Source organism: Bradyrhizobium sp. cf659 (genome assembly GCF_900113725.1).
Taxonomy (GTDB): Bacteria; Pseudomonadota; Alphaproteobacteria; order Rhizobiales; family Xanthobacteraceae; genus Bradyrhizobium.
The window spans coordinates 909028-930446 of sequence record NZ_FOQJ01000001.1 but is presented as its reverse complement, the minus strand read 5'-3'; the positions used below and the strand labels follow the sequence as shown (position 1 = coordinate 930446).

Sequence of the window (21419 nt, the reverse complement as noted above, 5' to 3'; positions counted from 1 at the left end):
CTGACCCACTCCCGTCTCGGAGTACTGGATCGCCCGCCTGCGCGGGCGATGACAGCTATGTGCTGGGCGAGAGCGCCTGCCGAACGCCCGGCCGCTCAAGGGCCGCCCGCCCCATTCACGTAACCCCACGGAGAAATTAACCGGCCGTTAACCATCTCCGCCGCATCGTTAACCATTCAATAACAGGGAACGAGTCGGCCGATATGGAGGCTGCAGCAAAAGTCCAACGCCAAATGGTGCGCCTGCGCGGGCGCTCCTACGTGGCCTTCGTGTTCGTGCCGACGGTTCCGATCCAGGATTGGCTCCAGGAGATCGACACCACCATCGCCCGCTCGCCGGGCTTCTTCGCCGGCCGGCCCGTGGTGATCGACCTGTCCTCGGTCGATCTCAGCCAGTCCGGCATCAATCATCTGCTCACCAGCCTTCAGGACCGCAACATCCGCGTGCTCGGGATCGAGGGCGTGGAGGAGGGCCGGCTGACCCCCATGATGCCGCCGCTGCTCTCGGGCGGGCGCAGCTGCGTGGTCGAGCCGAGCGCGCCGAAGAAGGCCGAAGCGAAGGCCGAGGCCAAGCCAACCTCGCTGCTGTTAGAGGCCCCCGTGCGCTCGGGCCAGACCGTGATCTTCCCCGAAGGCGACGTCACCATCCTCGGCTCGGTCGGCTCCGGTGCCGAGGTCGTCGCCGGCGGCTCCATCCACATCTATGGCGCGCTGCGCGGCCGCGCCATGGCGGGCGTCAACGGGCACACGAGCGCGCGCATCTATTGCCAGAAAATCGAGGCCGAACTGCTTGCAATCGATGGGTTTTACCAGACTGCGGACGACATCGACGCCGCCTTGCGCGGCAAGCCGGCGCAGGCCTGGCTGCAGGGGAATACCATGCGAATTACAGCGCTGAACTGACCAGCAAAGGAGACATTTCAGATGAGTAAGGTACTGGTCGTGACATCAGGAAAGGGCGGCGTCGGCAAGACCACGACGACCGCCGCGCTGGGGGCTGCGCTCGCGCAGCGCGGCGACAAGGTCGTCGTCGTCGATTTCGACGTCGGCTTGCGCAACCTCGATCTGGTGATGGGTGCCGAACGCCGCGTGGTGTTCGACCTCATCAACGTGGTGCAGGGCGTGGCAAAGCTGCCGCAGGCGCTGATCCGCGACAAGCGGCTGGAGAATCTGTGGCTGCTGCCGGCCTCGCAAACCCGCGACAAGGACGCGCTGACGGAAGAGGGCGTGGGCAAGGTCATCGACGATCTGCGCGGGCGTTTCGACTGGGTGATCTGCGACAGCCCGGCCGGCATCGAGCGCGGCGCCTCCATGGCGATGCGCTTTGCCGACGAGGCCGTGATCGTCACCAATCCGGAAGTCTCCTCGGTGCGCGATTCCGACCGCATCATCGGCATGCTCGATTCCAAGACGGTGCGGGCCGAGAAGGGCGAGCGGGTCGAGAAGCACATCCTCATCACCCGTTACGATGCTTCGCGCGCCGCGCGCGGCGAGATGCTGACCATCGACGACATCCTCGAGATCCTGGCAACGCCCTTGCTCGGCATCATTCCCGAGAGCCAGGACGTGTTGAAGGCCTCCAACGTCGGCACACCGGTGACTCTGTCGAATGCGGACGGCGCGCCGGCGAGGGCCTATATGGACGCGGCCAAGCGCCTCTGCGGCGAGAACGTGACGATGCACGTTCCGGCCGAGCGCAGAGGTCTGATGGATCGTCTGCTGCGACGGAGGGCTGCATGAGCATGGGTCTGCTTCGACTTCTCCGCGGCAAGAAGGCCTCCGCACCCGTCGCTCGCGAACGGTTGCAGATCCTGCTTGCCCATGAACGCGGAATGCGCGGCCAGCCCGATCTGCTCGGTGTGCTGCGTGAGGAAATCCTCGCTGTCGTGTCCAGGCACGTCACGCTGGATCCGGCCAAGGTCATCGTGCGGCTCGAGCGCGGCGACGAGGTGTCGACCCTGGAGGTCGATATCGAGGTGCCCAACGATTTCGAGCGCAAGCGCGTGGCGGTCGCATAGGGGACGCGGCTGACGATTTCAGGTTTTGGGGTGGGTGAGAAGGCGGTCCGCCGGGCATGGCGGGCCGCCTTTTGTCGTCGCTGCGGGTGATCGGAACGAGACCTGCGACTTGATCGTTGTAGGAAATCCGCGGATCCACCACGCGTGCGCCGCGGTTTCATGAAACGGGAGAGCGCCCATGATGTCGGAGCTCCAAGTCCACACCGTCGCACGCCAGATGCTCGAACGGCACGGCTTCGCTGCGATTGCGAAGGCCGCCGAGCAAGCCCAGGCCTGCGAGGGCCGCGGCGAGGCCGATGAGGCCAAGGAGTGGCGTCACATCGAGGATGCCATGAAGATCATGCGTGGGCCGCACCACAGCTGATCGCCGGACGGGAAACGCCTCAGTGGTCCTCGTGCTCCGTTCCCTGCGGCTGGGACCGTTGGGTTTGCGGCTGACTGCGGTCGCCGGTCTCCTTGCAGGGAAGCTGTTCCCAGGTACCATCCGGCGCCTGCTGATACGCGCTGCAGGTGGAGGAGGGCGATTTGCCCTCGGCTTTCTGGGCGTCTGAATTCTTCGCCAGCACGGGGGCGGTCAGCACCGTGACGGCCGCGAGCGTGCCGGCGAAGGCGACATGGATCTTCCGCATGAGGGTTTCCTGTTCGAATTCGAAGAGGCCCGCATGCTGGCGAGGATTGTGACGAATATTGGCCGCGGCAGCGGTTCCGCCGCGGCGTGCTTAACGCCTGGAAAAGCCGGTTAGCCGCCCTTGCTGCGGATCAGGCCGGCGAGGTTGGTCTTCTGGGCCTCGCACCAGCCGGGCATGCCGAGGCGGCGCTGGTCCATATCGGTCGCCTGCGTCGCGACCGCGACCTCGGCCATCAGGTCGTCGTCCTGCTTCTCGCCCATCTTGCCGCCGGTATGCATCCAGGCGATCGCCTTGCGCACCTTCTCGGTGGTGCCGTCGGGCAGCTGCATCTGCTGCGCCTTCTGCACGAGGTCCTGATAGACGAGGTCCGTGTTGGGGCACTCGACCCTGGCGGCGAAGGCCTGCAAGACCATCGTCACATAGGTCGAGCGTGGATGATCCTCCGCCCGGGCCGGGGCGGCGATCAGCAACAGGCCTGCCATCAGAAAACCGTAGCGCATCCTTGGTACCTCCTCGATTTTTTTGGGAGGCTAGCGTCCGGCGCGCCGCTCCGCAATGGTGCCGGGACGCAATTGTCGCGTCTGCGTGCGGTGCGTTAAATTGGCCCCTCCCGGACCCGGAGAGCGCCATGAGCCTGTTCAGCACGCCGTTCGATCCCCAGCGCGACACGGCGCTCGTCACCGGCGCGGGCAACGGCATCGGCCGCGCGATCGCGCAGGCCCTGGTCGGCGAAGGCGTCCGGACCGTGTTCGCCGATGTGAGTGCGGAACGGGTGAGTGCCGCAATCAGTGCGAGCGAGAGGCCAGAACACGCGGTGCCCTGGGTCGGCGATCTCGCCAGGCTGGACGCCTGCGATGCGTTGCTTGCCGCTTCACATGCCGCGCTGGGGCAGGTGACGCATTTCGTGCACAGCGCCTCGCCGCCGCGGCGCGAGGCCGATCATGCGCTCGCGGTCGATCGCCGGACCTGGCAGGAGATGCACGCCGTCAACCTCGATGCAGGTTTTCACCTGGCGCGCGAGATCGCCAAGCGGCTGATCGCGGCGAAGCGGCCCGGCTCGTTCCTGTTCCTCACCTCGCTGCATGCGGACACGCCGCGCAACCTGCCGCATTACTCGACGGCGAAGGCGGGGATGGCGATGTTGGTGAAGGAGCTCGCCAAGACGTTCGGGCGCCACGACATCCGCGTCAATGCGCTGGTGCCCGGTGCGATCGCGGCCGGTGGTTTCGTCGCGGATGCCTCGCTGGCGCGGCACATCCCGCTCGGGCGTCTCGGCGAGGCAAAAGACCTTGCGCCGATGGCGCTGACCGTATTGTCGAACAGGCTTTCAGCTTACGTCACCGGCGCAGCCTTCGTCGTCGACGGCGGATTGTCGCTGACGAACTGGTTCGAAGCGCCGGTGCTGGAGTAGCTCAGCGTTGCCAGGCCGGCACGGGATCGAGCGGCGTGCGATAGAGCTCGTTGTGATCGCGATCGGTGACGCGCACCGCGCAACCCTTTTGCTGAAGCTCCGGCTTCACCTGCGACAGCTCGTTGGCCAGCTGGTGGGCGCGATCCGAGGCGACCTCGATGTCTTCGAGGATGATTCCGCCCTGATTCTTGAACTCTTCACCAACCACGAGATCGAAGTAGTAGTAAGGCATCCGAATTCCCCGCTGTGACGACCCAAGTCTCGACGACAAGTCTGGAAAACAAGTCTTCAACGGAAGTCTCAACACATGTCGGATGGTACCACTGAGTCGATCTTTATCGAATGAACGAAGCGCGCAATCTCTGTGCGTATGGCGCAGAAATGATGTGCACCGCGCAGGTGCGTTAAGATTTTATTAAATATGTCGGCGTGATCATGAAGCATGGAATTGCAACAGAACCGGGCTCCGGGAACCGGCAGTTGCAAGAGAAGGCCGTCGGCATAGATCCCGACGGCCTTTTCTCTTGGCGGATTCGTTTGTCGGAAGACGATCGAAACATCGATCTCCGTAGTCGCCCGGACTCAACGCATCACATCGAGTCGGACAGCTTGCAGCGACGCTGCGTGACCGATGCCGCGCGATCGCCTGGCGTTGGTCTAGCGCAGCGGCATTGGCGGACGCACGACAGGTCCGTCGTCATCGGCAACGGCTTGTGTCGCGGCGACCGGCGCGGCCGGCGGCGGGACCGCGGCAGCCTGCGAAGGCGGCGGCGGTGATGCGACCGGTGCGGGCGAATATGCCGGCATGTAGGTCTGCGACACGGCCGGCTTCGGCTTGCGAACCGGTGGAGCCTGAGGCCGCGGCGGTAGCGCGGAAACGCGCGCGCGCGGATCGATCGGCCTCGTCTCAGCCATCGGCTTCGGAGCGGACGGCTTCGCCATCTCGCGCGCCATCTGCTCCTGTCCGGCCTTCAACTCGGCGATGTTGGCCTTGAGCTGCTCAATCTGCTGCGCCATCGCGGCGAGATCGCGCGTCATCGATTGCACCGACTGAGCTGCTTCGGGCGGCGTTGCTGCGGGCACGGCCGCAGGCTGAGCCGCAGCCGGCGTCGGGGATGGGTCGGCTGGTTGATCGGTTGCCGCTTCCGCCGCGGGCGGAGCGGCCTGCGCGGCTGCGACCGGCGCCGTCTGTTGTGACGTCGAAGGCGTCAGCGACGAAGGCATCAGCGACGCCAATACGGGTTTCCAGTCGGCGAGCATCTGCCTCGCCACGTCGCCATGTTTCTCCCAGGCGATGGTGGCGGCCGCGCTGCCGCCCGCGAACAGAAACGTGACGAACGCGCCGCGCAGCCACTTGCCGACGGAGGATCGCTTCCGCCGGCCGTGACCATCGCTTGCAGTTACGCGCACCGCGGTGTCGACCGAGGGCGCCGCCGGCTGCGGCTCCACGACAGGAATGAACTTCGGCTCCGGATTGATCCTGGGCCCCGGCGCGAATTTCGGCTCCGGACGGGGCGTGACGTCAGGCGCCAGCGCTGGTGCAACGCTGATGGGGCGCGAGGCCAGGACGATATCCGGTGAGATCTGAACCGCGTCGTGCGGATCATTGTCCTTGACCGTGTCCTTCACGATCTCATCGACGATTTGCTTGCTGTTCAGCATCGCGAGCATCGCAGCTCCTTTGAAGCCTTCGTCGTTCGCATTGGCGCGAGCCGATCTGTTGAGGTGAGCCCCATCCCAAGTCTGATGACGCACGAGTCCAGCCGGGTTTGACCAAAGCAAGGCGAGGGGATGGAGATGATGCGACGGTCTTCTGCCGTTTGTGGTGATGGAACTCGGCCGGAAAAACACGCGGACGTGTTCCGCATTGCCTTGTTTTCAGCACGATTTTGGCAATATCTGACGCTGCTGGGGGTGCTGCGATCGCTATCGGGGGGGCCGGCGGTGCCAAGATCTGTTCTCGCTCTTTTCGTTGTTGCCCTGCTGCCGCTCGGCGGCTGCATGCAGACGACGCTTTCGCCATCGACGGATGCGAGCATGACGCCGCGCGACCGTCAGTTGCTCGCGCATACGCCATACGCGCAGGCGAACGTGCCCGAGCAATATCTCCGTCATATCGTCGATTACCCGCGCAAGGAGCAGCCGGGCACGATCCTGGTCGATACCGATGCGCGCTACCTTTATTTCGTGCTGCCCGAGGGCAAAGCGATCCGCTACGGCGTCGCGGTCGGCGAGGAAGCCATGGCCTTCTCGGGCGTCGCACGCGTCGGCCGCTTGGCGGAATGGCCCGATTGGGTTCCGACTGCGGACATCCAGGCGCGGCTTGGACCGTATCCGGCGCGCGTCGCCGGCGGTCCCGCCAATCCGCTGGGCGCGCGCGGCATCTATCTGTATGCCGGCAACAAGGACACGCTCTACCGCATCCACGGCACCAACCAGCCCGAATATATCGGGCAGGCGATCTCGTCGGGCTGCATCCGGATGCGCAACGAGGACGTGATCGATCTCTACGACCGGGTGAAGCTCAATTCGATGGTCGTGGTGCTGCCGCCCGGGCAGAACGCGCAGGCCGTGACGAGCACGCGCTGGCGCGGCTGAGGAGGGCGCTCGCTCACGACGAGACGATTGTCGTGTACACTCACGCGCCGGCAACCCGCGCGTTGTCCTAGTCTCCAGGCCGTGCGATGCGCCATTGCAGCGTCGTAGCGTTGCCGTTGGCATCGCCCGGCACCTTGTCGGCGGGTGACGTGTAGAGCGGGCGATAGCGGTATGCCCACATCTTGCTGCCGTCGTTGCGGCTGATCACGGTGAAGTCGCCGACGGCCCGGGCGTCGGCCGTCGCGGCGAGCGGAACCCAGCTTTCGACGCACTTGCCGTTGCAGTTCGACGTCTTGCCGGTGGTGTCGCGCTCGTAATAGTAGAGCGTCATGCCCTTGAGATCGACGAGCTTGGGACCCTGCTTGGTGATGACGACCTTCGCCGGCGCGGTCGTCGCCTCGGGCTTGGGCGGAGGAGCGGCATCGCCGCCGCCATGGCCGTTTGCGAGCGCATGACCGGTCGAGAGCGCGATGGCCACGGCCGCAACGAGGAACCTGAACATCCGAAACTCCCGGGCCGCAAAGTTAATCGCGCGTTAAGCGCCGAATGGGGCCGACGGTAGCAGCCGAAGGTTAGTTCCTGGTTTCGCGGCACTGCGACAATTACGGACATGGATGCGGCTTAAGCCTGCACATCGCGGAGCGGGGCGCGGCTGAGCTCGTTGCCGGCAGTGATAGCCTTGCGCAGCAGACGCATCAGCTCCTCGCCTTCCTTGGCGCTGAGGCCGCGCAGCATGATGCGCTGTGCGGACTCGACCGCCGGCGTGATCTTGCGCAGCGTGCGCCGGCCCTCGTCGGTGATCTCGAGTTCGCGGGCGCGGCGGTCGCGGCTCGAGGCGCGGCGCTCCGCCAGCCCCTTCTGCACGAGGCGATCGATCACGCCGGTGATGGTGGTACGGTCGTAGGCGATCAATCCTGCGAGCGTCACCTGGTCGAGCCCCGGATTGGCCTTGATGGTCGCGAGCGCGGCGTATTGCACCGGCGTGAGGTCGAAGCCGGCATCCCCGACCTCGGCCAGGAAGACCGCGACCGCGATCTGCTGGAACCGGCGCGCCAGATGACCGGGCATGTCGTTGTTGTCTTTCACCGAATTCTCCTCGGTCGCAGCGACGGTGCGGGAACGTTGACAAGTATACTGATAGTCAGCATACTGAGCAATATCGAAGAAGACGTTGACGGGAGAGGTGCTCATGCAATTCCATCTCAATGGATTTCAGCCGGGCGACCCTGAAATCGCCGATCCCGCCGAACGCGTTCAGGCTCCCGGCGCGGCGGGCGCCGTGCCCGAGGAGGTCGACGTCCTCATCGTCGGCTGCGGGCCCGCGGGCCTGACGCTCGCGGCCCAGCTTGCGCAATTTCCCGACATCAAGACCTGCATCATCGAGCAGAAGCCGGGCCGGCTGTCGGTCGGCCAGGCCGACGGCGTCGCCTGCCGCACCATGGAGATGTTTCACGCCTATGGCTTCAGCGAGCGCGTGCTGAAGGAAGCCTATTGGGTCAACGAGACGACGTTCTGGAAGCCGGACGAACGGCGGCCCGAGACCATCGTCCGCAGCGGCCGGGTGCAGGACGTCGAGGACGGGCTGTCGGAATTCCCGCACGTCATCCTCAACCAGGCGCGCATCCATGACGGCTTTCTCGACCTCATGCGCAAATCGCCGGCCAAGCTCGAGCCCTATTACAGCCGCCGCCTGCTCGACCTCCAGGTCGATCCGGCCGCGGGGCCTGCCGACCCTGCCGTGACCGTGCGCCTCGACCGCGTCGATGCCGGAAGCGAGGGCAAGGTCGAGACGATCAGGGCGCGCTATGTCGTCGGCTGCGACGGCGCGCGCAGCACGGTGCGCAAGTCGATCGGCCGCGAGCTGCATGGCGATTCCGCCAACCACGCCTGGGGCGTGATGGACGTGCTGGCGGTGACCGATTTTCCGGACATCCGCTTCAAGACCCTGATCCAGTCGGCGAAGGACGGCAGCCTGCTGATCATTCCGCGCGAAGGCGGCTACATGGTGCGCATCTATGTCGAGCTCGCCAAGCTCGACGTCGGCGAGCGCGTCGCGAGCCGCAACATCACCGCCGATCACGTGATCGCCAAGGCGCAGCGGATCCTGAAGCCGCATACGCTGGAGGTGAAGGAGATCGCCTGGTGGTCGGTCTACGAGATCGGCCAGCGCCTGACCGACAAGTTCGACGACGTGCCGGAGGCCGAGATCGCGACCCGCCTGCCGCGCATCTTCATCGCCGGCGATGCCTGCCATACCCACAGCCCGAAGGCGGGGCAGGGCATGAACGTCTCGATGCAGGATGCCTTCAATCTCGGCTGGAAGCTCGCCGCCGTGCTCCGCAAGCAGAGTGCGCCAAGCCTGCTGCATTCCTATTCGGCGGAGCGTCAGGCCGTTGCGAAAGAGCTGATCGACTTCGACCGCGAATGGGCGGGGATTCTGGCCTCTGCCGCCAAGGCGGGTGGCGCCGATGCCGCCAGGACGCAGGACTATTTTGTCCGCCACGGCCGCTATACGGCCGGCACCGCGACGCATTACAAGCCGTCGATCCTCACGGGGGCTGCGTCCCATCAGCACCTCGCGGAAGGCCTCGTGATCGGCAAGCGCTTCCATTCCGCGCCGATGATCCGCCTGGCGGACGCCAAGCCGGTTCATCTCGGCCACGCGGCGCAGGCCGACGGACGCTTCCGCATCTATGCATTTTCCGGTGCGGAGAATCCGGCGGCGGCCGGCTCTGCCATTCGCGCGCTGTGCAACTTTCTCACCGAGGCCAGGGAATCGCCGGTGAGGCGATATACCCCTGGAGGCGCCGACATCGACGCCGTGATCGACCTGCGGGCGGTGTTCCAGCAGGATCATCGCGAGCTCGCCGTCGAGGCGATGCCGTCGCTGCTGCTCCCGCGCAAAGGCCGCTACGGTCTGCTCGACTACGAAAAGATGTTCTGTCCGGATCTCAAGAGCGGCCACGACGTGTTTGCGATGCGCGGCATCGATCGGAAGGCCGGCTGCATGGTCGTGGTGCGGCCGGACCAGTATGTCGCGAACGTGCTGCCGCTCGACGATTTTACTGGGCTCGCGTCGTACTTCGACGGGTTCATGCTGCCGGCGAACTGACGTTCGCGGTGTTGTGCTCGTCGTGCAGATGAACGGCGGATGAATACTGAACTCCGCGCGCATTCAATCTTTCGGCTGATGCGGCGGCTCCAGGCGGAACGCTCGTTCCTCCCGCGCGTTCGGACTCGCAGAGGAGGAACACGCCATGAGACTCAGAAGCATTTTGGTTGCAGCATTGCTGCTCGCCCCGACGGCCGCGCTGGCCGCGCCTGGTATCGTCACCGTCTCGACCGGCTTGCGCGCCGGGCCGGATTCGGGATTCCCCGTGGTCGATCGCATCCCCGGGGGCGCTCGCGTCAACATCCATGGCTGCCTGCGCGGCAATGCCTGGTGCGACGTGAGCTTCTCCGACGATCGCGGCTGGGTGTCGTCGCAATATCTCGAATATCTCTACCGCAATCACTACGTCTATCTGCCCGACTATGTCGACGAGATCGACGTACCCGTCGCGCCCTTCGTGCTGAGCTCGTACTGGTCGAGCTATTATCAGGGGCGGCCCTGGTATCGCCGCCATGCCTACTGGAATAATTACTGGACCTCGCACGAGCGCTTCGCGACGCGGATGATGATCGATCCGCGCGCGGCCCGTATCGGCCGTGCGGCGACGCGCGATTCGGCGATTGCACTGGGACGCGGCGGCGCGAACGCAAAGGCCGCTCCGGCGATCTCCGGCCGTGATGCGACGACGGCACGGCGCGACGCGGCCATCGCAAAGCGCGACGTTGCGATCGCAAAGCGCGACGCTGCTGTTGCGGCGGATCGGACGCGCGCCGGGCGAAGCGATCGCCTGGTGAACACGCGGACGAGCGTGCAGCAGAACCGCAACCCGCGCGATGCGCAGGCGCGCATGGTGCACGAGCATGCGGCGAGCCGCGCCGCAACGCATGCGCAGCCGATGGCGCGTGCTCAGCCGCCGATGGCGCGTGCTCATGAAGCTCCGCGCGTGTCGGCCGCGCCTGCGGCCCGGCCCGCGACGCCGCATGTGGCGCAGCCGAACGTCAGCCACGGCTCGCCGATGAATGCGCGTGCGCAGATGCCGGCGCCGCGCGCGGCAGCACCTGCGACGCCGCATCCGGGTGGCGGTGCTGCGCACATCAACGCCCCTCCGCGTGGCGGCGCGCCGGCCGGTGGTCCCGGCGGAGGTCACGAGAAGCGCTAACGTCGTTGCGAAAGCCCGGCCCTCGTGCCGGGCTTTCTTTTCGGAGCGGCCCGGGTTCCGTGCGCGTACAATTTAAGAAAGTTCTTCGCCGGCAGATTTCATTGATCGTAATATGTCTATCCAAAGCTGTAAGCATCCACTCGGGGCAGCGGGGCACGGGAGGATGACGATGAGACAGAGTCAGGCGGAGACGCGCCGCCAAAATGTCGCGAAGCGGTCGATGACAAAAGAGGTCAAGCAGTTGACCGGCTTGATCGCCACACTGCGTGAATCGCTCGATGGCATCCGCAAGGAGCGGGCGAACGCCAAACTGTCCGGCGCCGAGATGGGTGCTCTCGACGAACGGCGCAACAATCTGCTGCTCACGATCGCGGCCCTGGACGATCGCCTGTCGGCGGTGCAGGGGCTGATTGATCTCGGCCGTCCGCACATCATCCGCGTCCATTAGCGGAGCTCGGACAGGGCGCGATCGGTTCCGTTGCTGATGTGACGGGCCGGCCCCCAGCTGCCGAATGCGGCGCGCTCGATCCTGGTCGCCCGGCTGCGGGTGCGCGGGCGCGATGCTGCCTGCGGATGGCACCAAATTGCCACGCTCCCGGCGAATTGCCGCCAAAGCCCGCTGCCACGAGGGGAGCGGGTGCAGGGGCAACGCGAGGGGATGCCGCATTGGCCTACAAAATGGTCGCAGAACGCGACAATGAGAAGTACAGTTTCGCCCGCGAGAGCCGTCTGCTCATCGTGGCGAAGGCAAGGGTGTGGGCGAGCGAGGGGTGGCGGGTCGTCATCACCGACCAGGACGGCAAGGCCTATGCGCCGGCCGAATTCGATCAATTGCTGGCGGCGTGACCGCAAGACGGGGCTAGGGGACGATATTTGACTACGCACTTTCGGCCGGGGCGCGACCTGATCGCGCCCCTGATGACTCTCGCAGCCGCCGTGGCACTGACGGCGACGGTCGCGTTCGCGCAAAATCTCGATGCCGGCAAACCGCCCGAAAAGCTGTTTGCCGATGGTTGCGCGACCTGCCATCGGAGCCCGCGCGGTCTTGCCAAGGGGCGCTTCAGCCTGACGCTGTCCTGGTTCCTGAAGGACCATTACGCGACCAGTTCCGACTCCGCCAAGGCGCTCGCCGCGTATCTGGTGTCGGTCGATGAGCCGCCGCCGCGGGCCGCAGGCAAGCCCGGCGCAAAATCATCCCGGTCCGCGCCGCGTCCGCCAAAGCCGGCGACAAGCCAGTAGTCAGCGCGAACAAGGTCGCTATCCGCGCCGGTAGGTCTGCGCGATCAGCCGGCCATGCACGGCGCGGAACTCGGCATTCATGCGCGTCTGTCCCGTCGTGACATAGGACAGCCAGGCGCCGTCGGCGGCGAGGCGCACGACATGAAGCTCGGACGTGCCGTCGGTCGCGCGGTGGCGCTTCAGCCGTCCCTTCATCCAGTCGTTCCAGAGCCGGCGCAGCGACGGATCGGTGACGACGACCATGCACAGTGCCGCCCAGGGCGTGGTAAAGCCGAACGCCTTGCCGGTGAACACCGCATTGACATAGGCGCGCGTAAAGCTGCCGCGCGGCTTGGGATCGGCTTCGATTGCGGCGTCGATCTCGGCATCGACGCGGGCGAGCAGATCCGCGAACAGGCCCTCGATCAGCGCCTGCTTGCTGCCGAAGTGATGAAACAGGCCGCCCTTGGTGACGCCGGCCGCCGCCGCCACCGCCTGCACCGTGATGCCGGAGACGCCATGGTCCATGGCAATCGCCGCAGCGTGGTCGAGCAGGGCGCGCCGCACCTGCTCGGGCTGCTTGGCGCGGCTATAGGCGCTGGCCGGCATCAATGCACCGTCGTCTCCGAGAACAGGTTGATGATGACGACCCCGGACACGATCAGCGCGATGCCGACGAAGGCCGCGGCGTCCAGCATCTGGCGGAACAGAACGAAGGAGACCGTGGCGGTCAGGATGATGCCGACCCCGCCCCAGATCGCATAGGCGATGCTCAGGGGGATCACCCGGATCGCGACCGACAGCGCGTAGAACGAGGCGACATAGAACAGCACCATGGCCAGCGTCGGCCACGGCCGCGTGAACTGCGCGGACTGCTGCAGGAAGGCGGATGCGATGACCTCGAAGACGATGGCGAGGGCAAGCGCGGTGTAGGCATTGAAGGCGGAGGTCATGACGGGCTCGGGCGTGGTGCGCACGAAAGATACCGCGCGGTAGGTATGTTTAGCACGGGAAACCTGGCTTTTGCCGGGAGGAGCTATCACGTGTGAGTGACGAGGTTGCGACACGGGCGCGGACCTGATGTTTCGCGGTCTGTCGCCGGCAAAGCAAAGCCGCCGCGCGAAGAATCGTGCGACGGCTCCGTGGTATCGCGGCAGTTCGATGTGGCGTCAGTTGATCCGCACGGACAGTTCGACGTCCTCGGCAAAGGCCGTGGACATGTAGCCGCTGCCGGGCATGCGCACGCGCGCCAGATAGTCGGGGCTGTCGTCGGCGTTGTCGGCGACGATGATCGCGCCCGGCTTGAGATGGCCTTCGACCAGCTCCAGGATCTCAAGGTAGAGCGCCTTGGCACCGTCGAGCAGCACGAGGTCGATCGTATCGGGCAGATCGGCGCTGAGCGTCTTCAGCGCATCCCCTTCGCGGATTTCGACGAGATCGAGCAGCCCGCCGGCCGAGAGGTTGTCGCGTGCCCGCGCCGCCTTGGACGGCTCGAACTCGCTGGTGATGAGGCGCCCGCCGCCATTGTCGCGCAGGCCCGCGGCAAGGTGCAGGGTCGAGATGCCGAACGAGGTGCCGAACTCGACGATCGTTCTGGCGCGGGAACTGCGCGCCAGCATGTAGAGCAGCGCGCCGGTCTCGCGGGAGACCGCGAGCGGGACGTCCTTCAGGCGTCCGTAGAGGTCGGCGTAATCGGTCTTGCTCCGCATCATCCGCGCGCGGTCGGCGTCGGACAGATCGGCGACGGCTGCGAGCGTTGCGCCCCGTGTTGCCTCGGCCTCGAGGAACAGGCGATCCAGCAGCGGCGCAAGCGATGTGATGGTTGGGGTGGTCATTCGTTGTCTCCAGGGTTCGCGAGAAAGCGCGTGCTTGCGCGGAATCTGAAATACGACTAATTCGTCGCATTTCCTATTCGCATTCCCCCAAAGCGCCATGGCCGATCGTCGAAGCCGTTCAATTTCCTCACGAAAACAGCCACAACAGGCCCGCTCCACGGGGCTGGTGGCGGCCATTCTGGATGCGGCTGTTCAGGTCCTGGCGAAGGAGGGCGCGCAGCGTTTCACGACGGCGCGGGTGGCCGAGCGGGCCGGGGTGAGCGTCGGATCGCTCTATCAATATTTTCCGAACAAGACGGCGATCCTGTTCCGCCTCCAGAGCGACGAGTGGCGGCGCACGAGCGAACTGCTGCGCGACATCCTCGCGGACCGGACGAAGCCGCCACCAGCGCGGTTGCGCGCGCTGGTGCACGCCTTCATCCGTTCCGAGTGCGAGGAGGCCGCGATCCGCACGGCGCTCAGCGACGCCGCGCCGCTCTATCGCGATGCGCCCGAGGCACACGACGCGCGGGCCGCCGGCAAGGGCATCGTCGCGGCCTTCATGCGGGAGGCGCTGCCAAAGGCATCGGATGCGGCGCGCGCTCTCGCCGGCGAGCTGATCACGACGACGCTGAGCGAGGTCGGCAAGCGCTTCTCGGAGGCGCCACACAGCGAGGCGGAGATCGCGCGCCATGCCGACGGGCTCGCCGACATGTTCTGCGCCTATCTCGGTGAACTCTCACGACGCCGAGATCATTCCTGACATCTGCGTTTGCGGCCCAATATCGTTTCGGATTTCGCCGGATCATGGGATAGCCTCGCGCCGTCCTCATCCAGCCATCGAGCGCCGCGCCATGCATGTCCTCCGTCCCCAATTCCGCATCGAGGAGCAGCGCGCGCTGGAATTCGCAAGTGAGCGCGGCTTCGGCGTGATCGTGGCGGCGGATGAGCGCGGCCCGCGCGCCTCGCACGTGCCGTTCGTGCTCGATCAGCGCGACGGGCAAGCCATCGTGCAGATCCATCTCACGGCCAGGAATCCACTCGTGCCGCTTGCGGACGGCACCAGGCGCTTCCTGCTGATCGTTGCCGGCGACGATGCCTACATCTCCAACGATTGGTACGCCTCGCAGGACAACGTCTCGACCTGGCTCTACGAGGCGGTGCACCTGTCGGGTGTGGCGCATCTGCGCGGGCTCGACGAGAACCGCGGGCACGGCGATGCGCTGCTCGCGGTCGCCGAGGCGCGGCTGCCGAAGCAGCCCTGGGGCCTCGCGCGGATGGAGCCGGACAAGCGCGAGAGCATGTTGGCTGCGATCCGGGTCATCGATCTCGTGGTCGACCAGATCGAGGGGCAGGCCAAGCTCAACCAGCACAAGAGCGATGCAGACCATGTCGCGGTCGCCGGCTACCTGGCGCAATCGGAGGAGAGCGGCCACCGCCGGCTGGCGCGGAAGATGCAGGCGCTGCGGCCGGGGCTTCGGTATGAGACGCCCTAGACTTGTAGCCCGGATTACGCCGCGCGCCATCCGGGCTACGCTTGCGTCGCGCAACAATTGACCTTACGGACCTCTGCATGCTCGTCATCTCCATTCAAAGCCAGGTGGTCCACGGCCATGTCGGCAACAGCGCGGCGGCCTATGCCATGCAGGCGGAGGGCGTGAACGTCGCGGCGGTGCCGACGACGCTGCTGTCGAACCATCCGCGCTATCCGAGCCTGCGCGGGCGGGTGCTGGAGACCGAGCTCGTCGCCGATCTTCTGAGGGGTGTGGAGGAGCGCGATCTCGTCGACGAGGCCGCGGTGCTCGTCACCGGCTATCTCGGCTCGCCCGGCAATGCCGGCGTCGTCGCCGATTTCGTCGAGCGCGCCTTGAATCGCAATTCCAGGCTCGTCTATCTCTGCGATCCCGTGATCGGGGACGACGGCCGTGTCTATGTCGCCGACGGCATTCTGGACGTGCTGCAGCACCGGCTGCTGCCGGCCGCGAACCTGACCACGCCGAACCAGTTCGAGCTCGAGCTGCTCTCTGGCATCACGATCGCGGACGCGCAGGACCTGCGCGCGGCGTGCGCGGCGCTGGCGGGGACCGGCCGCATCGACGTCGTCGCCACCGGCTGCACGCTCACGGATACGCCTGACGGGCAGGTGGAGACGATCCTCTGCGCCGACGGGCAATTGTCGCGCTTTGCGACGCCGCGCCTGCCGATACGCCCCTATGGCACCGGCGATCTCCTCACCGGCCTGATCGCGGCGCATCTGGCCAAGGGCAAGGCGATGGAGGCGGCGGTGCGGCTCGCGGTCGAGACCATCTTTGCCGTGCTGATGCGTACGCAGGAGGCGGGATCCGCCGAGATGCGCCTCGTGCCGCTGCCGACGCGGAAGCCGTAACGGTTCAGGTCGCGCGCTTGCCGGCCGATTGCGCCGACTTCTGCGGCTTGCCCTTCTGCTCGCGCGCGGCCTGTGCCTTCGGCGACCTGGCGCTGGCCACGGCCCGCGTCTTCTTCGATCTGGCGTTGGCGGCTTCCCTGCGGTCCGCCGTGCCACGCTTCGAGACATATTCCGCGCCATCGATCGGGCCGACATGCGGCGGATCGCGGCCGAGATAGGGCCTGCCGATGCCGAGCGCCTTGCCGTTGGCATCGACCCATTTCCACAGCACTTCGGTCGAGACCCAGCGCTGTGCGCGGTTGTTGCCGGCGGTCGAGACGATGTCGGCGGCCATGCCGTGACCGTAGCCGCCGCGCGTGCTGCCGCCGTGATAGGAGCGGTCGGAGGCGGCCTTCAGGCCGCTCGCGATCGACTGGCGATAGTCGTCGCGGAACGCGCTGGTGATGCCCGGCGAGAGGCCGGCGGCTTCCGCCGCGAGCAGCGTGCGGAACAGCTTCCGCTTGAAGCTCTTGTCCATGCCGCCGATGACGTAATCCATCATCGACATGCGGGCGTGCTCGGCCGCCTTCGGATCCTTCCAGCCAAAGTCCTCGTCGACCAGCTTCGTGAAGCTGCGCATTACCGTGACCGTCTTGCCCTTGCGCTTGACGGTGACGGCGCGGCGCTCCTCGACCTTGATCGAGTCCTCCTTGGGCGTGCGCTGGTAGAGCGCCCAGAGATAGCGGTCGATGCAGGTATCCATCACGAAGCATTCGTCGAGCACCGCGACGGTGTCGGCAGATGGTGACGCCTTGCTCTCGGTTGCGGCCGGCCCGGTCGCGATCGCCGCGGGCGACAGCGCGTCTGTCGTCACGATCTCGGTGGGATCGGCGGATGCGAGCTTGACGGGCTCCTGCACCGGTGCGGCCTCGCTGACGACGGGCGCCGGCTCGGGCAGGATCTGCGGCGCAGGCGGTTCGCTCGGCAAGATCAGCGCGGGATCGGCCGAGGCGAGCTTGAGGGCGGGGGCGGGCACTTCGGGCGCTGCTGCTTCAGCGCTTGCCGGCTCGGGGGACTGAGCCACCGCGGCCGCGATGTCGGCGGTCAGGGCGATGCCATCCTCGATGGTCGCAGCGCGCGGGACGTCGGCGAGGTCGAGGCGGCCGAGATCTTTCGCGCGCGAGAGGGTGGCTGCATTGGCGCCGCTGTTCTCGATGAGGGCAGGGGCATAGGCGGACAAGGAGAGCACCAGCCAGCCGGCCATGACGGCCGAGGGGCACGCGACTGCCACCAGAAGAGACCGCCGATCGTTCATGATCCCTGCCTCCAAACGGTTCTGTTCGAACACGTCTCGTCGAACAGTCTTGCACAGAAAGGCACGCAGCACCCCGATTGTTCGGAGGACGGTGTGGCGGCGCAATGGCGCAATTCGGCAAAAACAGGCTTTTCAGGCAGGTGTTGCGAAGATGCAACGCGGGTTCCATCGCGATTCCCGGGGGCTTGAGTGGAGGGAAAGCCTCCTGTGTCCCGGACGCGCTGCAACGCCATTTAGCGTTGCTGCGCTGAGCCGGGACCCATGCCGCGAAGGGGTCGGACTCGCGGGCAACATGGGCCCCGGCTCTGCAGCGCATCGCCGAAGGAGCGCTGCGCTGCGTCCGGGGCACGAGAGGGGGACTCACCTCCGCGTCCTCGCGGCGCGTTTCGCCCTAGTTTTGACCGGCGTCTCGTCGCCTCTTGTCTCGGTTGCGCGATAAATCCGAAATTCGGCAACGAAGAATATTCTTGCGCCTCCGTCCCGACGCCTCGCTGCAACCTTGTCGCGGCTTGCGCGTTGATCGGCCATGACGCATTCCTCGCTTCGTCCCATGGACGCCTTCGATCCCACCGAGCCCGCCATCCTCCACGATCTCCTCTCCGACAGGATCATCACCTGGACCGCCGATCAGGCCGATGATTATCGGCGGGCCAGCCGGGCGCGCGACGATGGGACCGTGGCCTGGAAAACCTATGTCTTTGATGGCTGGGGCAACGTGCTCGGCGGCTGAGTGCCGCCTATAAAAGCGTCATGTCGCGGCCGGCGGCGATTCGGCCAAGGCCTTGTGCGCATTAAACATATCGCCATGCGCCGGGCGCGTTGTTGCAATGCAGCAGCGCATGTCGCAATGCAGCAAATCAGGCTTAGATGTGCTCCGAAACTTCCTTCTGGAGCATCACCAATGAACAAGAAGACTCTGTCGATCGCGATCGCCGCCCTCACTCTTGCGGGCTCGACTGCCACCTTCGCCGCCGAGCTGCCGGCCTATGAGGCCAACGGTTTCCCGGTCTCCCCGTTGCAGGTTCGCGTGCTCGGTGCCGCGCAGGTCGAGCAGCGGGCCTCGGCGCCCGCCGCCAGCGTGACGGCGCTTCAGGTCAGCGTTCTGTCGCCGCGCAAGGTGAAGACCGCGACCGTGACCACCGGCAGCGCCCGCTAAGCTTCATGCGACAGGCACGGCGCGCATGCGTCGTGCCGCTTCGCCTGCATAAACACTGGAACCGCGTTCCTGACCGGAGCGCGGTTTTTCTTTGCTCGCGGGAACCGCGCGATTTCGTCGTGCTTGCGCGGATCGAGAAGCGGGGGACGAAAAAGAATCGCGCGATGGCTTCGTTGTGTACGGCCGTTCAAGACGGGTGTGATCTCCTTAATACTTGTTTCGGAGATCGCGGCGCCTGATGCGCGCGCCGCATATTGAGCGGCCAGTTCTGCAATCATACTGGAGGCCGTTTCGTGCCCGTTGCGCAAAAAGTCGTTGTCGCCAGCACCTCGCCGCGCGCGTTCATTCTCAGGCATCTGGCGCTGTTCGCGGCCGCCGCGTTGTTCGTGTTCGTGCTGAGCCTGACCTACGGCCTCGATCTCAGCCCCGGATTTTTCTGATAGCCGGACTACGAGAGTCTCCGCTCGCGCACCGCGCGTAAACTTGACGGCGAGCGGCCGTAGAGCTCGGCGAACGCGGCGTTGAAGCGGCGCAGGCTGCCGAAACCGGCCTGGAACGCGATGTCAGTCATGGTGTGACCACCGGCATCGAGCAGGCGTTTTGCGCGCTGGACGCGCAGCGTCTTGGCAAGCTGCTGCGGCGTGGCGCCGACGTGGCGCTCGAACAGCCGGGCCAGATGACGCGATGAGATGCCGAGCCGCATCGCGAGCGTCACCACCGAGCATTCGTCCAGCGCGCCCTCGTCGATCAGCTTCAACGCCCGCGCGACCGTCGAGCGCGTGCCGTTCCAGGCCGGGCAGAATGGTGCGGTTTCGGGACGACAGCGCAGGCATGGCCGGAAACCCGCGGCCTCGGCCGCGGCCGCCGTCGGATAATAGGCGACGTTGCGCGTCAGCGGCTGCTTGGCCGGGCAGACCGGGCGGCAGTAGATGCCCGTGGTCTTCACCGCCGTGAAGAAGCGGCCGTCATAACGGGGATCGCGGCGCAGGCGCGCGGCGTTGCAGGTCGCAAAGCTCAGCATGGCCGGATGATAGCGCAAGCCCGTGCAGGCGGAAGGGCCGCGGGATGACCGAGTCCGATTGTGGCGAGCCGCATTGCGCATGGCGGCCTAGAAGGCGGCCCTCATCTCAATGCAGCCGGAGAGCCCGCCGTGACCAGCCCGAAAGACGTCGTCCTGAACGCCTGGAAGACCTTTTCATCGCGTGACGCCGAGCGTATCGCCGCGCTGTTCACCGACGATGCGGAATGGATCGCGCCGAAGGGAAACGCCACCGCCGTCGCGCTCGATCACACGGATCACATGGTCGGGGCGCGGCAAATCGCGCGCTTCATTGCGCAGGACTTGCACAGGATGTTTTCGAACATCGACATCGCCTTCCGCGGCATCTACGCCGACGGCGACGTCGTCATCGTGGAGGAGCGGATGCGGGCCACGCTCCCAGGTGGCAAGCCGTACGAGAACGACTATTGCCTGGTGTTCGCGGTGGCGGGGGATCGGATCCGCGAGGTTCGGGAATACATGGACACGCGCAAGGGATGGCGGATGGTGTTCGGCGAGGAAGCATGATGCGTTGCTACAGGAATCTTCGGCGCTCCGCCGCGTGCCAGACCTGCGACGGCGTGGGTTGAGCGGATGAGCGCGCTGACATAAGGCTTGCAGATGGATCAGCGGACGAGCGGCGCTGACGCTCTCATTCAGAAGAACGACGCGGCGCCGGCGCTTCTCGGCGTCGTCTGCGGCCTGTCGGCGGCGCTGTTCTGGGCGCTCGGCTTTGCCGGCACGCGGCACGGGCTGAAGGTCGGCTTCACGCCGGTCGATCTGCTGGTGCATCGCTACGTCTGGTCGGGCATCGTGTTCCTGCCGCTGGTAGCCCGCGCCGGTATCTCCGATCTCTGCGGTATCGGCTGGGGCAGGGGACTTGCGCTGATGGTGCTTGGCGGCCCCGTGATGTCGCTGATCTCCTACACCGGCTTCCTGTTCGTGCCGCTCGGCCATGGCAGCGTGATCCAGCCGTCCTCCGCGACGCTCGGCGGCCTGCTGCTCGCCGCGATGTTCCTCAAGGAGAACATCTCCGCCTCGCGCCTTGCCGGTGCCATCGTCATCGTCGGCGGCCTCGGCGTGATCGGCGCCGAATCGATCGGCCATATCGGCGCCGACGGCGTGCAGGGCGATCTGATCTTCGTGCTGACCGGATTGATGTTCGCAGGTTTTGGCGCGCTGCTGCGTCACTGGCGCGTCTCCGCCGTCTCGGCCGCGCTCGTCATCAACGTACTGTCGCTGCTGTTGCTGCCGGTCTATCTCCTGACCGGCGGGCCCGCCCGCGTCGCTGCGATCGGCGTGAGCGAGAATGCGATCCAGGCGCTGGCGCAGGGCGTGCTCGCAGGTCCCGCCGCACTCTATCTCTTTGCCGTTTCCGTCCAGCGCCTCGGCGTCGCGCGCGCCGCAGTCTTCCCCGCTTGCGTGCCGGCGCTGACGCTGCTCACCGGCTGGCTGCTGCTCGGCGAGCCGCCGACGATGTTGCAGACGGCGGGATTGGTGACGGTGCTGTGCGGGTTTTACCTGGCGCAGCGGCAGCGGTGAACGAATCTGCCTAGCCCGGTGGAGTGCTGGCGAAATCCGGGGCT

General features: G+C 66.1%; 31 protein-coding genes. 19 read left to right on the top strand and 12 right to left on the bottom strand.

All coding sequences use genetic code 11. The features are described 5' to 3' along the window. The first annotated feature begins 203 nt into the window (after window positions 1–203). The 4 genes from minC to BM118_RS04595 all read left to right on the top strand — a co-directional run bounded on the left by minC (window position 204) and on the right by BM118_RS04595 (window position 2381). On the top strand, window positions 204–902 hold the full coding sequence (gene minC / locus BM118_RS04610; protein WP_025575382.1) for a septum site-determining protein MinC: 699 nt from the start codon (window positions 204–206) through the stop codon (window positions 900–902). Between the two features lie 21 nt (window positions 903–923). Continuing rightward, window positions 924–1739 carry a septum site-determining protein MinD gene (gene minD / locus BM118_RS04605; RefSeq protein ID WP_025575380.1) on the top strand — a complete coding sequence of 272 codons (816 nt, stop codon included), beginning with the start codon at window positions 924–926 and terminating at the stop codon, window positions 1737–1739. After that, entirely contained in the window at window positions 1736–2017 is a 282-nt protein-coding gene (gene minE, locus BM118_RS04600) for a cell division topological specificity factor MinE (RefSeq protein WP_092182639.1), read from the top strand. The genes minD and minE overlap by 4 nt, the downstream gene beginning before the upstream one ends. Before the next feature lie 178 nt (window positions 2018–2195). Further along, complete coding sequence (locus BM118_RS04595; RefSeq protein ID WP_092182637.1) at window positions 2196–2381, top strand: hypothetical protein; 186 nt, start codon at window positions 2196–2198, stop codon at window positions 2379–2381. Between the two features lie 19 nt (window positions 2382–2400). On the opposite strand, the gene BM118_RS04590 is transcribed toward BM118_RS04595, so the two are convergent. Both BM118_RS04590 and BM118_RS04585 read right to left on the bottom strand, forming a co-directional pair. Then, complete coding sequence (locus tag BM118_RS04590) at window positions 2401–2646, bottom strand: hypothetical protein (protein WP_092182635.1); 246 nt, start codon at window positions 2644–2646, stop codon at window positions 2401–2403. 110 nt (window positions 2647–2756) lie between these two features. After that, window positions 2757–3146, bottom strand: coding sequence for a hypothetical protein (locus tag BM118_RS04585; protein ID WP_092182633.1), 390 nt, complete (start codon window positions 3144–3146; stop codon window positions 2757–2759). A gap of 128 nt (window positions 3147–3274) precedes the next feature. Between BM118_RS04585 and BM118_RS04580 the strand changes: the two genes are divergently transcribed. Beyond that, entirely contained in the window at window positions 3275–4057 is a 783-nt protein-coding gene (locus BM118_RS04580; protein WP_177234011.1) for an SDR family NAD(P)-dependent oxidoreductase, read from the top strand. A gap of 1 nt (window position 4058) precedes the next feature. Here BM118_RS04580 and BM118_RS04575 read toward each other — a convergent pair whose 3' ends face one another. Next, a complete protein-coding gene (locus BM118_RS04575; RefSeq protein ID WP_028171187.1) occupies window positions 4059–4289 on the bottom strand; it encodes a DUF6894 family protein in 231 nt (76 codons plus the stop codon). 425 nt (window positions 4290–4714) lie between these two features. Then, the gene (locus BM118_RS04570) at window positions 4715–5728 is read right to left on the bottom strand and encodes a hypothetical protein (RefSeq protein WP_177234010.1); all 1014 of its coding nucleotides are present in this window, start codon (window positions 5726–5728) and stop codon (window positions 4715–4717) included. A 273-nt stretch (window positions 5729–6001) separates the two neighbouring features. Between BM118_RS04570 and BM118_RS04565 the strand changes: the two genes are divergently transcribed. Further along, a complete protein-coding gene (locus tag BM118_RS04565; RefSeq protein ID WP_092182629.1) occupies window positions 6002–6655 on the top strand; it encodes a L,D-transpeptidase in 654 nt (217 codons plus the stop codon). 67 nt (window positions 6656–6722) lie between these two features. Here BM118_RS04565 and BM118_RS04560 read toward each other — a convergent pair whose 3' ends face one another. Both BM118_RS04560 and BM118_RS04555 read right to left on the bottom strand, forming a co-directional pair. Further along, window positions 6723–7157, bottom strand: coding sequence for a COG4315 family predicted lipoprotein (locus tag BM118_RS04560; RefSeq protein WP_092182627.1), 435 nt, complete (start codon window positions 7155–7157; stop codon window positions 6723–6725). 119 nt (window positions 7158–7276) lie between these two features. Then, window positions 7277–7741, bottom strand: a complete 465-nt coding sequence (locus BM118_RS04555) for a MarR family winged helix-turn-helix transcriptional regulator (protein WP_092182625.1) — start codon at window positions 7739–7741, stop codon at window positions 7277–7279. Between the two features lie 103 nt (window positions 7742–7844). On the opposite strand from BM118_RS04555, the gene BM118_RS04550 reads away from it, so the two are divergent. The 5 genes from BM118_RS04550 to BM118_RS04530 all read left to right on the top strand — a co-directional run bounded on the left by BM118_RS04550 (window position 7845) and on the right by BM118_RS04530 (window position 12165). Beyond that, window positions 7845–9767, top strand: a complete 1923-nt coding sequence (locus BM118_RS04550; protein WP_177234009.1) for an FAD-binding monooxygenase — start codon at window positions 7845–7847, stop codon at window positions 9765–9767. 145 nt (window positions 9768–9912) lie between these two features. After that, window positions 9913–10926 carry an SH3 domain-containing protein gene (locus BM118_RS04545; protein WP_092182621.1) on the top strand — a complete coding sequence of 338 codons (1014 nt, stop codon included), beginning with the start codon at window positions 9913–9915 and terminating at the stop codon, window positions 10924–10926. Window positions 10927–11095: 169 nt separating this feature from the next. After that, the gene (locus BM118_RS04540; protein ID WP_177234008.1) at window positions 11096–11374 is read left to right on the top strand and encodes a hypothetical protein; all 279 of its coding nucleotides are present in this window, start codon (window positions 11096–11098) and stop codon (window positions 11372–11374) included. Between the two features lie 218 nt (window positions 11375–11592). Further along, window positions 11593–11772 carry a hypothetical protein gene (locus BM118_RS04535; RefSeq protein WP_092182617.1) on the top strand — a complete coding sequence of 60 codons (180 nt, stop codon included), beginning with the start codon at window positions 11593–11595 and terminating at the stop codon, window positions 11770–11772. Between the two features lie 72 nt (window positions 11773–11844). Beyond that, the gene (locus tag BM118_RS04530; protein WP_092182614.1) at window positions 11845–12165 is read left to right on the top strand and encodes a hypothetical protein; all 321 of its coding nucleotides are present in this window, start codon (window positions 11845–11847) and stop codon (window positions 12163–12165) included. 18 nt (window positions 12166–12183) lie between these two features. Here BM118_RS04530 and BM118_RS04525 read toward each other — a convergent pair whose 3' ends face one another. The 3 genes from BM118_RS04525 to BM118_RS04515 form a co-directional block, all read right to left on the bottom strand. Then, window positions 12184–12753, bottom strand: a complete 570-nt coding sequence (locus BM118_RS04525; protein WP_092182612.1) for a TetR/AcrR family transcriptional regulator — start codon at window positions 12751–12753, stop codon at window positions 12184–12186. Next, window positions 12753–13097 carry a DMT family transporter gene (locus tag BM118_RS04520; protein ID WP_092182610.1) on the bottom strand — a complete coding sequence of 115 codons (345 nt, stop codon included), beginning with the start codon at window positions 13095–13097 and terminating at the stop codon, window positions 12753–12755. The genes BM118_RS04525 and BM118_RS04520 overlap by 1 nt, the downstream gene beginning before the upstream one ends. Window positions 13098–13313: 216 nt before the next feature. Next, a complete protein-coding gene (locus tag BM118_RS04515) occupies window positions 13314–13979 on the bottom strand; it encodes an O-methyltransferase (RefSeq protein ID WP_092182608.1) in 666 nt (221 codons plus the stop codon). A gap of 97 nt (window positions 13980–14076) precedes the next feature. Here BM118_RS04515 and BM118_RS04510 point away from each other — a divergent pair, with 97 nt between their 5' ends. The 3 genes from BM118_RS04510 to pdxY all read left to right on the top strand — a co-directional run bounded on the left by BM118_RS04510 (window position 14077) and on the right by pdxY (window position 16344). Then, window positions 14077–14721: a TetR/AcrR family transcriptional regulator gene (locus tag BM118_RS04510; protein ID WP_092182606.1), complete on the top strand. Its 645-nt coding sequence runs from the start codon at window positions 14077–14079 to the stop codon at window positions 14719–14721. A gap of 91 nt (window positions 14722–14812) precedes the next feature. Next, window positions 14813–15454: an FMN-binding negative transcriptional regulator gene (locus tag BM118_RS04505; RefSeq protein WP_092182604.1), complete on the top strand. Its 642-nt coding sequence runs from the start codon at window positions 14813–14815 to the stop codon at window positions 15452–15454. 77 nt (window positions 15455–15531) lie between these two features. Continuing rightward, entirely contained in the window at window positions 15532–16344 is an 813-nt protein-coding gene (gene pdxY / locus BM118_RS04500) for a pyridoxal kinase (RefSeq protein WP_092182602.1), read from the top strand. Window positions 16345–16348: 4 nt separating this feature from the next. Here the strand turns inward: pdxY and BM118_RS04495 are convergent, their stop codons facing one another. After that, window positions 16349–17638, bottom strand: coding sequence for a hypothetical protein (locus BM118_RS04495; RefSeq protein WP_092182600.1), 1290 nt, complete (start codon window positions 17636–17638; stop codon window positions 16349–16351). A gap of 526 nt (window positions 17639–18164) precedes the next feature. Here BM118_RS04495 and BM118_RS04490 point away from each other — a divergent pair. Further along, window positions 18165–18368: a hypothetical protein gene (locus BM118_RS04490; protein WP_092182598.1), complete on the top strand. Its 204-nt coding sequence runs from the start codon at window positions 18165–18167 to the stop codon at window positions 18366–18368. A gap of 171 nt (window positions 18369–18539) precedes the next feature. Further along, on the top strand, window positions 18540–18794 hold the full coding sequence (locus BM118_RS04485) for a hypothetical protein (RefSeq protein ID WP_092182596.1): 255 nt from the start codon (window positions 18540–18542) through the stop codon (window positions 18792–18794). On the opposite strand, the gene BM118_RS39945 is transcribed toward BM118_RS04485, so the two are convergent. Then, window positions 18791–19072 carry a hypothetical protein gene (locus BM118_RS39945; RefSeq protein WP_143099420.1) on the bottom strand — a complete coding sequence of 94 codons (282 nt, stop codon included), beginning with the start codon at window positions 19070–19072 and terminating at the stop codon, window positions 18791–18793. The genes BM118_RS04485 and BM118_RS39945 overlap by 4 nt on opposite strands. A 15-nt stretch (window positions 19073–19087) precedes the next feature. Here BM118_RS39945 and BM118_RS41185 point away from each other — a divergent pair, with 15 nt between their 5' ends. Beyond that, entirely contained in the window at window positions 19088–19234 is a 147-nt protein-coding gene (locus BM118_RS41185; protein ID WP_177234007.1) for a hypothetical protein, read from the top strand. Window positions 19235–19242: 8 nt separating this feature from the next. Here BM118_RS41185 and BM118_RS04475 read toward each other — a convergent pair whose 3' ends face one another. Next, window positions 19243–19815, bottom strand: a complete 573-nt coding sequence (locus BM118_RS04475; RefSeq protein ID WP_092184258.1) for a bifunctional transcriptional activator/DNA repair enzyme AdaA — start codon at window positions 19813–19815, stop codon at window positions 19243–19245. A gap of 129 nt (window positions 19816–19944) precedes the next feature. On the opposite strand from BM118_RS04475, the gene BM118_RS04470 reads away from it, so the two are divergent. Further along, the gene (locus tag BM118_RS04470; RefSeq protein ID WP_092182592.1) at window positions 19945–20361 is read left to right on the top strand and encodes a nuclear transport factor 2 family protein; all 417 of its coding nucleotides are present in this window, start codon (window positions 19945–19947) and stop codon (window positions 20359–20361) included. 93 nt (window positions 20362–20454) lie between these two features. Then, the gene (locus BM118_RS04465) at window positions 20455–21375 is read left to right on the top strand and encodes a DMT family transporter (RefSeq protein WP_092182590.1); all 921 of its coding nucleotides are present in this window, start codon (window positions 20455–20457) and stop codon (window positions 21373–21375) included. The last annotated feature ends 44 nt before the right edge of the window (window positions 21376–21419 follow it).

What these genes read in the sequence shown, in the direction of transcription:
- BM118_RS04595 (WP_092182637.1), top strand. Translation starts at nt 2,196, where the DNA reads ATGATGTCGGAGCTCCAAGTCCACACCGTCGCACGCCAGATGCTCGAA.
- BM118_RS04520 (WP_092182610.1), bottom strand. Translation starts at nt 13,097, where the DNA reads ATGACCTCCGCCTTCAATGCCTACACCGCGCTTGCCCTCGCCATCGTC.
- BM118_RS04525 (WP_092182612.1), bottom strand. Translation starts at nt 12,753, where the DNA reads ATGCCGGCCAGCGCCTATAGCCGCGCCAAGCAGCCCGAGCAGGTGCGG.
- pdxY (WP_092182602.1), top strand. Translation starts at nt 15,532, where the DNA reads ATGCTCGTCATCTCCATTCAAAGCCAGGTGGTCCACGGCCATGTCGGC.
- BM118_RS04510 (WP_092182606.1), top strand. Translation starts at nt 14,077, where the DNA reads ATGGCCGATCGTCGAAGCCGTTCAATTTCCTCACGAAAACAGCCACAA.
- BM118_RS04505 (WP_092182604.1), top strand. Translation starts at nt 14,813, where the DNA reads ATGCATGTCCTCCGTCCCCAATTCCGCATCGAGGAGCAGCGCGCGCTG.
- BM118_RS04490 (WP_092182598.1), top strand. Translation starts at nt 18,165, where the DNA reads ATGACGCATTCCTCGCTTCGTCCCATGGACGCCTTCGATCCCACCGAG.
- BM118_RS04545 (WP_092182621.1), top strand. Translation starts at nt 9,913, where the DNA reads ATGAGACTCAGAAGCATTTTGGTTGCAGCATTGCTGCTCGCCCCGACG.
- minE (WP_092182639.1), top strand. Translation starts at nt 1,736, where the DNA reads ATGAGCATGGGTCTGCTTCGACTTCTCCGCGGCAAGAAGGCCTCCGCA.
- BM118_RS04590 (WP_092182635.1), bottom strand. Translation starts at nt 2,646, where the DNA reads ATGCGGAAGATCCATGTCGCCTTCGCCGGCACGCTCGCGGCCGTCACG.
- BM118_RS04560 (WP_092182627.1), bottom strand. Translation starts at nt 7,157, where the DNA reads ATGTTCAGGTTCCTCGTTGCGGCCGTGGCCATCGCGCTCTCGACCGGT.
- BM118_RS04570 (WP_177234010.1), bottom strand. Translation starts at nt 5,728, where the DNA reads ATGCTCGCGATGCTGAACAGCAAGCAAATCGTCGATGAGATCGTGAAG.
- minC (WP_025575382.1), top strand. Translation starts at nt 204, where the DNA reads ATGGAGGCTGCAGCAAAAGTCCAACGCCAAATGGTGCGCCTGCGCGGG.
- BM118_RS04475 (WP_092184258.1), bottom strand. Translation starts at nt 19,815, where the DNA reads ATGCTGAGCTTTGCGACCTGCAACGCCGCGCGCCTGCGCCGCGATCCC.
- BM118_RS39945 (WP_143099420.1), bottom strand. Translation starts at nt 19,072, where the DNA reads ATGATTGCAGAACTGGCCGCTCAATATGCGGCGCGCGCATCAGGCGCC.
- BM118_RS04540 (WP_177234008.1), top strand. Translation starts at nt 11,096, where the DNA reads ATGAGACAGAGTCAGGCGGAGACGCGCCGCCAAAATGTCGCGAAGCGG.
- BM118_RS04580 (WP_177234011.1), top strand. Translation starts at nt 3,275, where the DNA reads ATGAGCCTGTTCAGCACGCCGTTCGATCCCCAGCGCGACACGGCGCTC.
- BM118_RS04515 (WP_092182608.1), bottom strand. Translation starts at nt 13,979, where the DNA reads ATGACCACCCCAACCATCACATCGCTTGCGCCGCTGCTGGATCGCCTG.
- BM118_RS04465 (WP_092182590.1), top strand. Translation starts at nt 20,455, where the DNA reads ATGGATCAGCGGACGAGCGGCGCTGACGCTCTCATTCAGAAGAACGAC.
- BM118_RS04550 (WP_177234009.1), top strand. Translation starts at nt 7,845, where the DNA reads ATGCAATTCCATCTCAATGGATTTCAGCCGGGCGACCCTGAAATCGCC.
- BM118_RS04575 (WP_028171187.1), bottom strand. Translation starts at nt 4,289, where the DNA reads ATGCCTTACTACTACTTCGATCTCGTGGTTGGTGAAGAGTTCAAGAAT.
- BM118_RS04485 (WP_092182596.1), top strand. Translation starts at nt 18,540, where the DNA reads ATGAACAAGAAGACTCTGTCGATCGCGATCGCCGCCCTCACTCTTGCG.
- BM118_RS04530 (WP_092182614.1), top strand. Translation starts at nt 11,845, where the DNA reads ATGACTCTCGCAGCCGCCGTGGCACTGACGGCGACGGTCGCGTTCGCG.
- minD (WP_025575380.1), top strand. Translation starts at nt 924, where the DNA reads ATGAGTAAGGTACTGGTCGTGACATCAGGAAAGGGCGGCGTCGGCAAG.
- BM118_RS04495 (WP_092182600.1), bottom strand. Translation starts at nt 17,638, where the DNA reads ATGAACGATCGGCGGTCTCTTCTGGTGGCAGTCGCGTGCCCCTCGGCC.
- BM118_RS04585 (WP_092182633.1), bottom strand. Translation starts at nt 3,146, where the DNA reads ATGCGCTACGGTTTTCTGATGGCAGGCCTGTTGCTGATCGCCGCCCCG.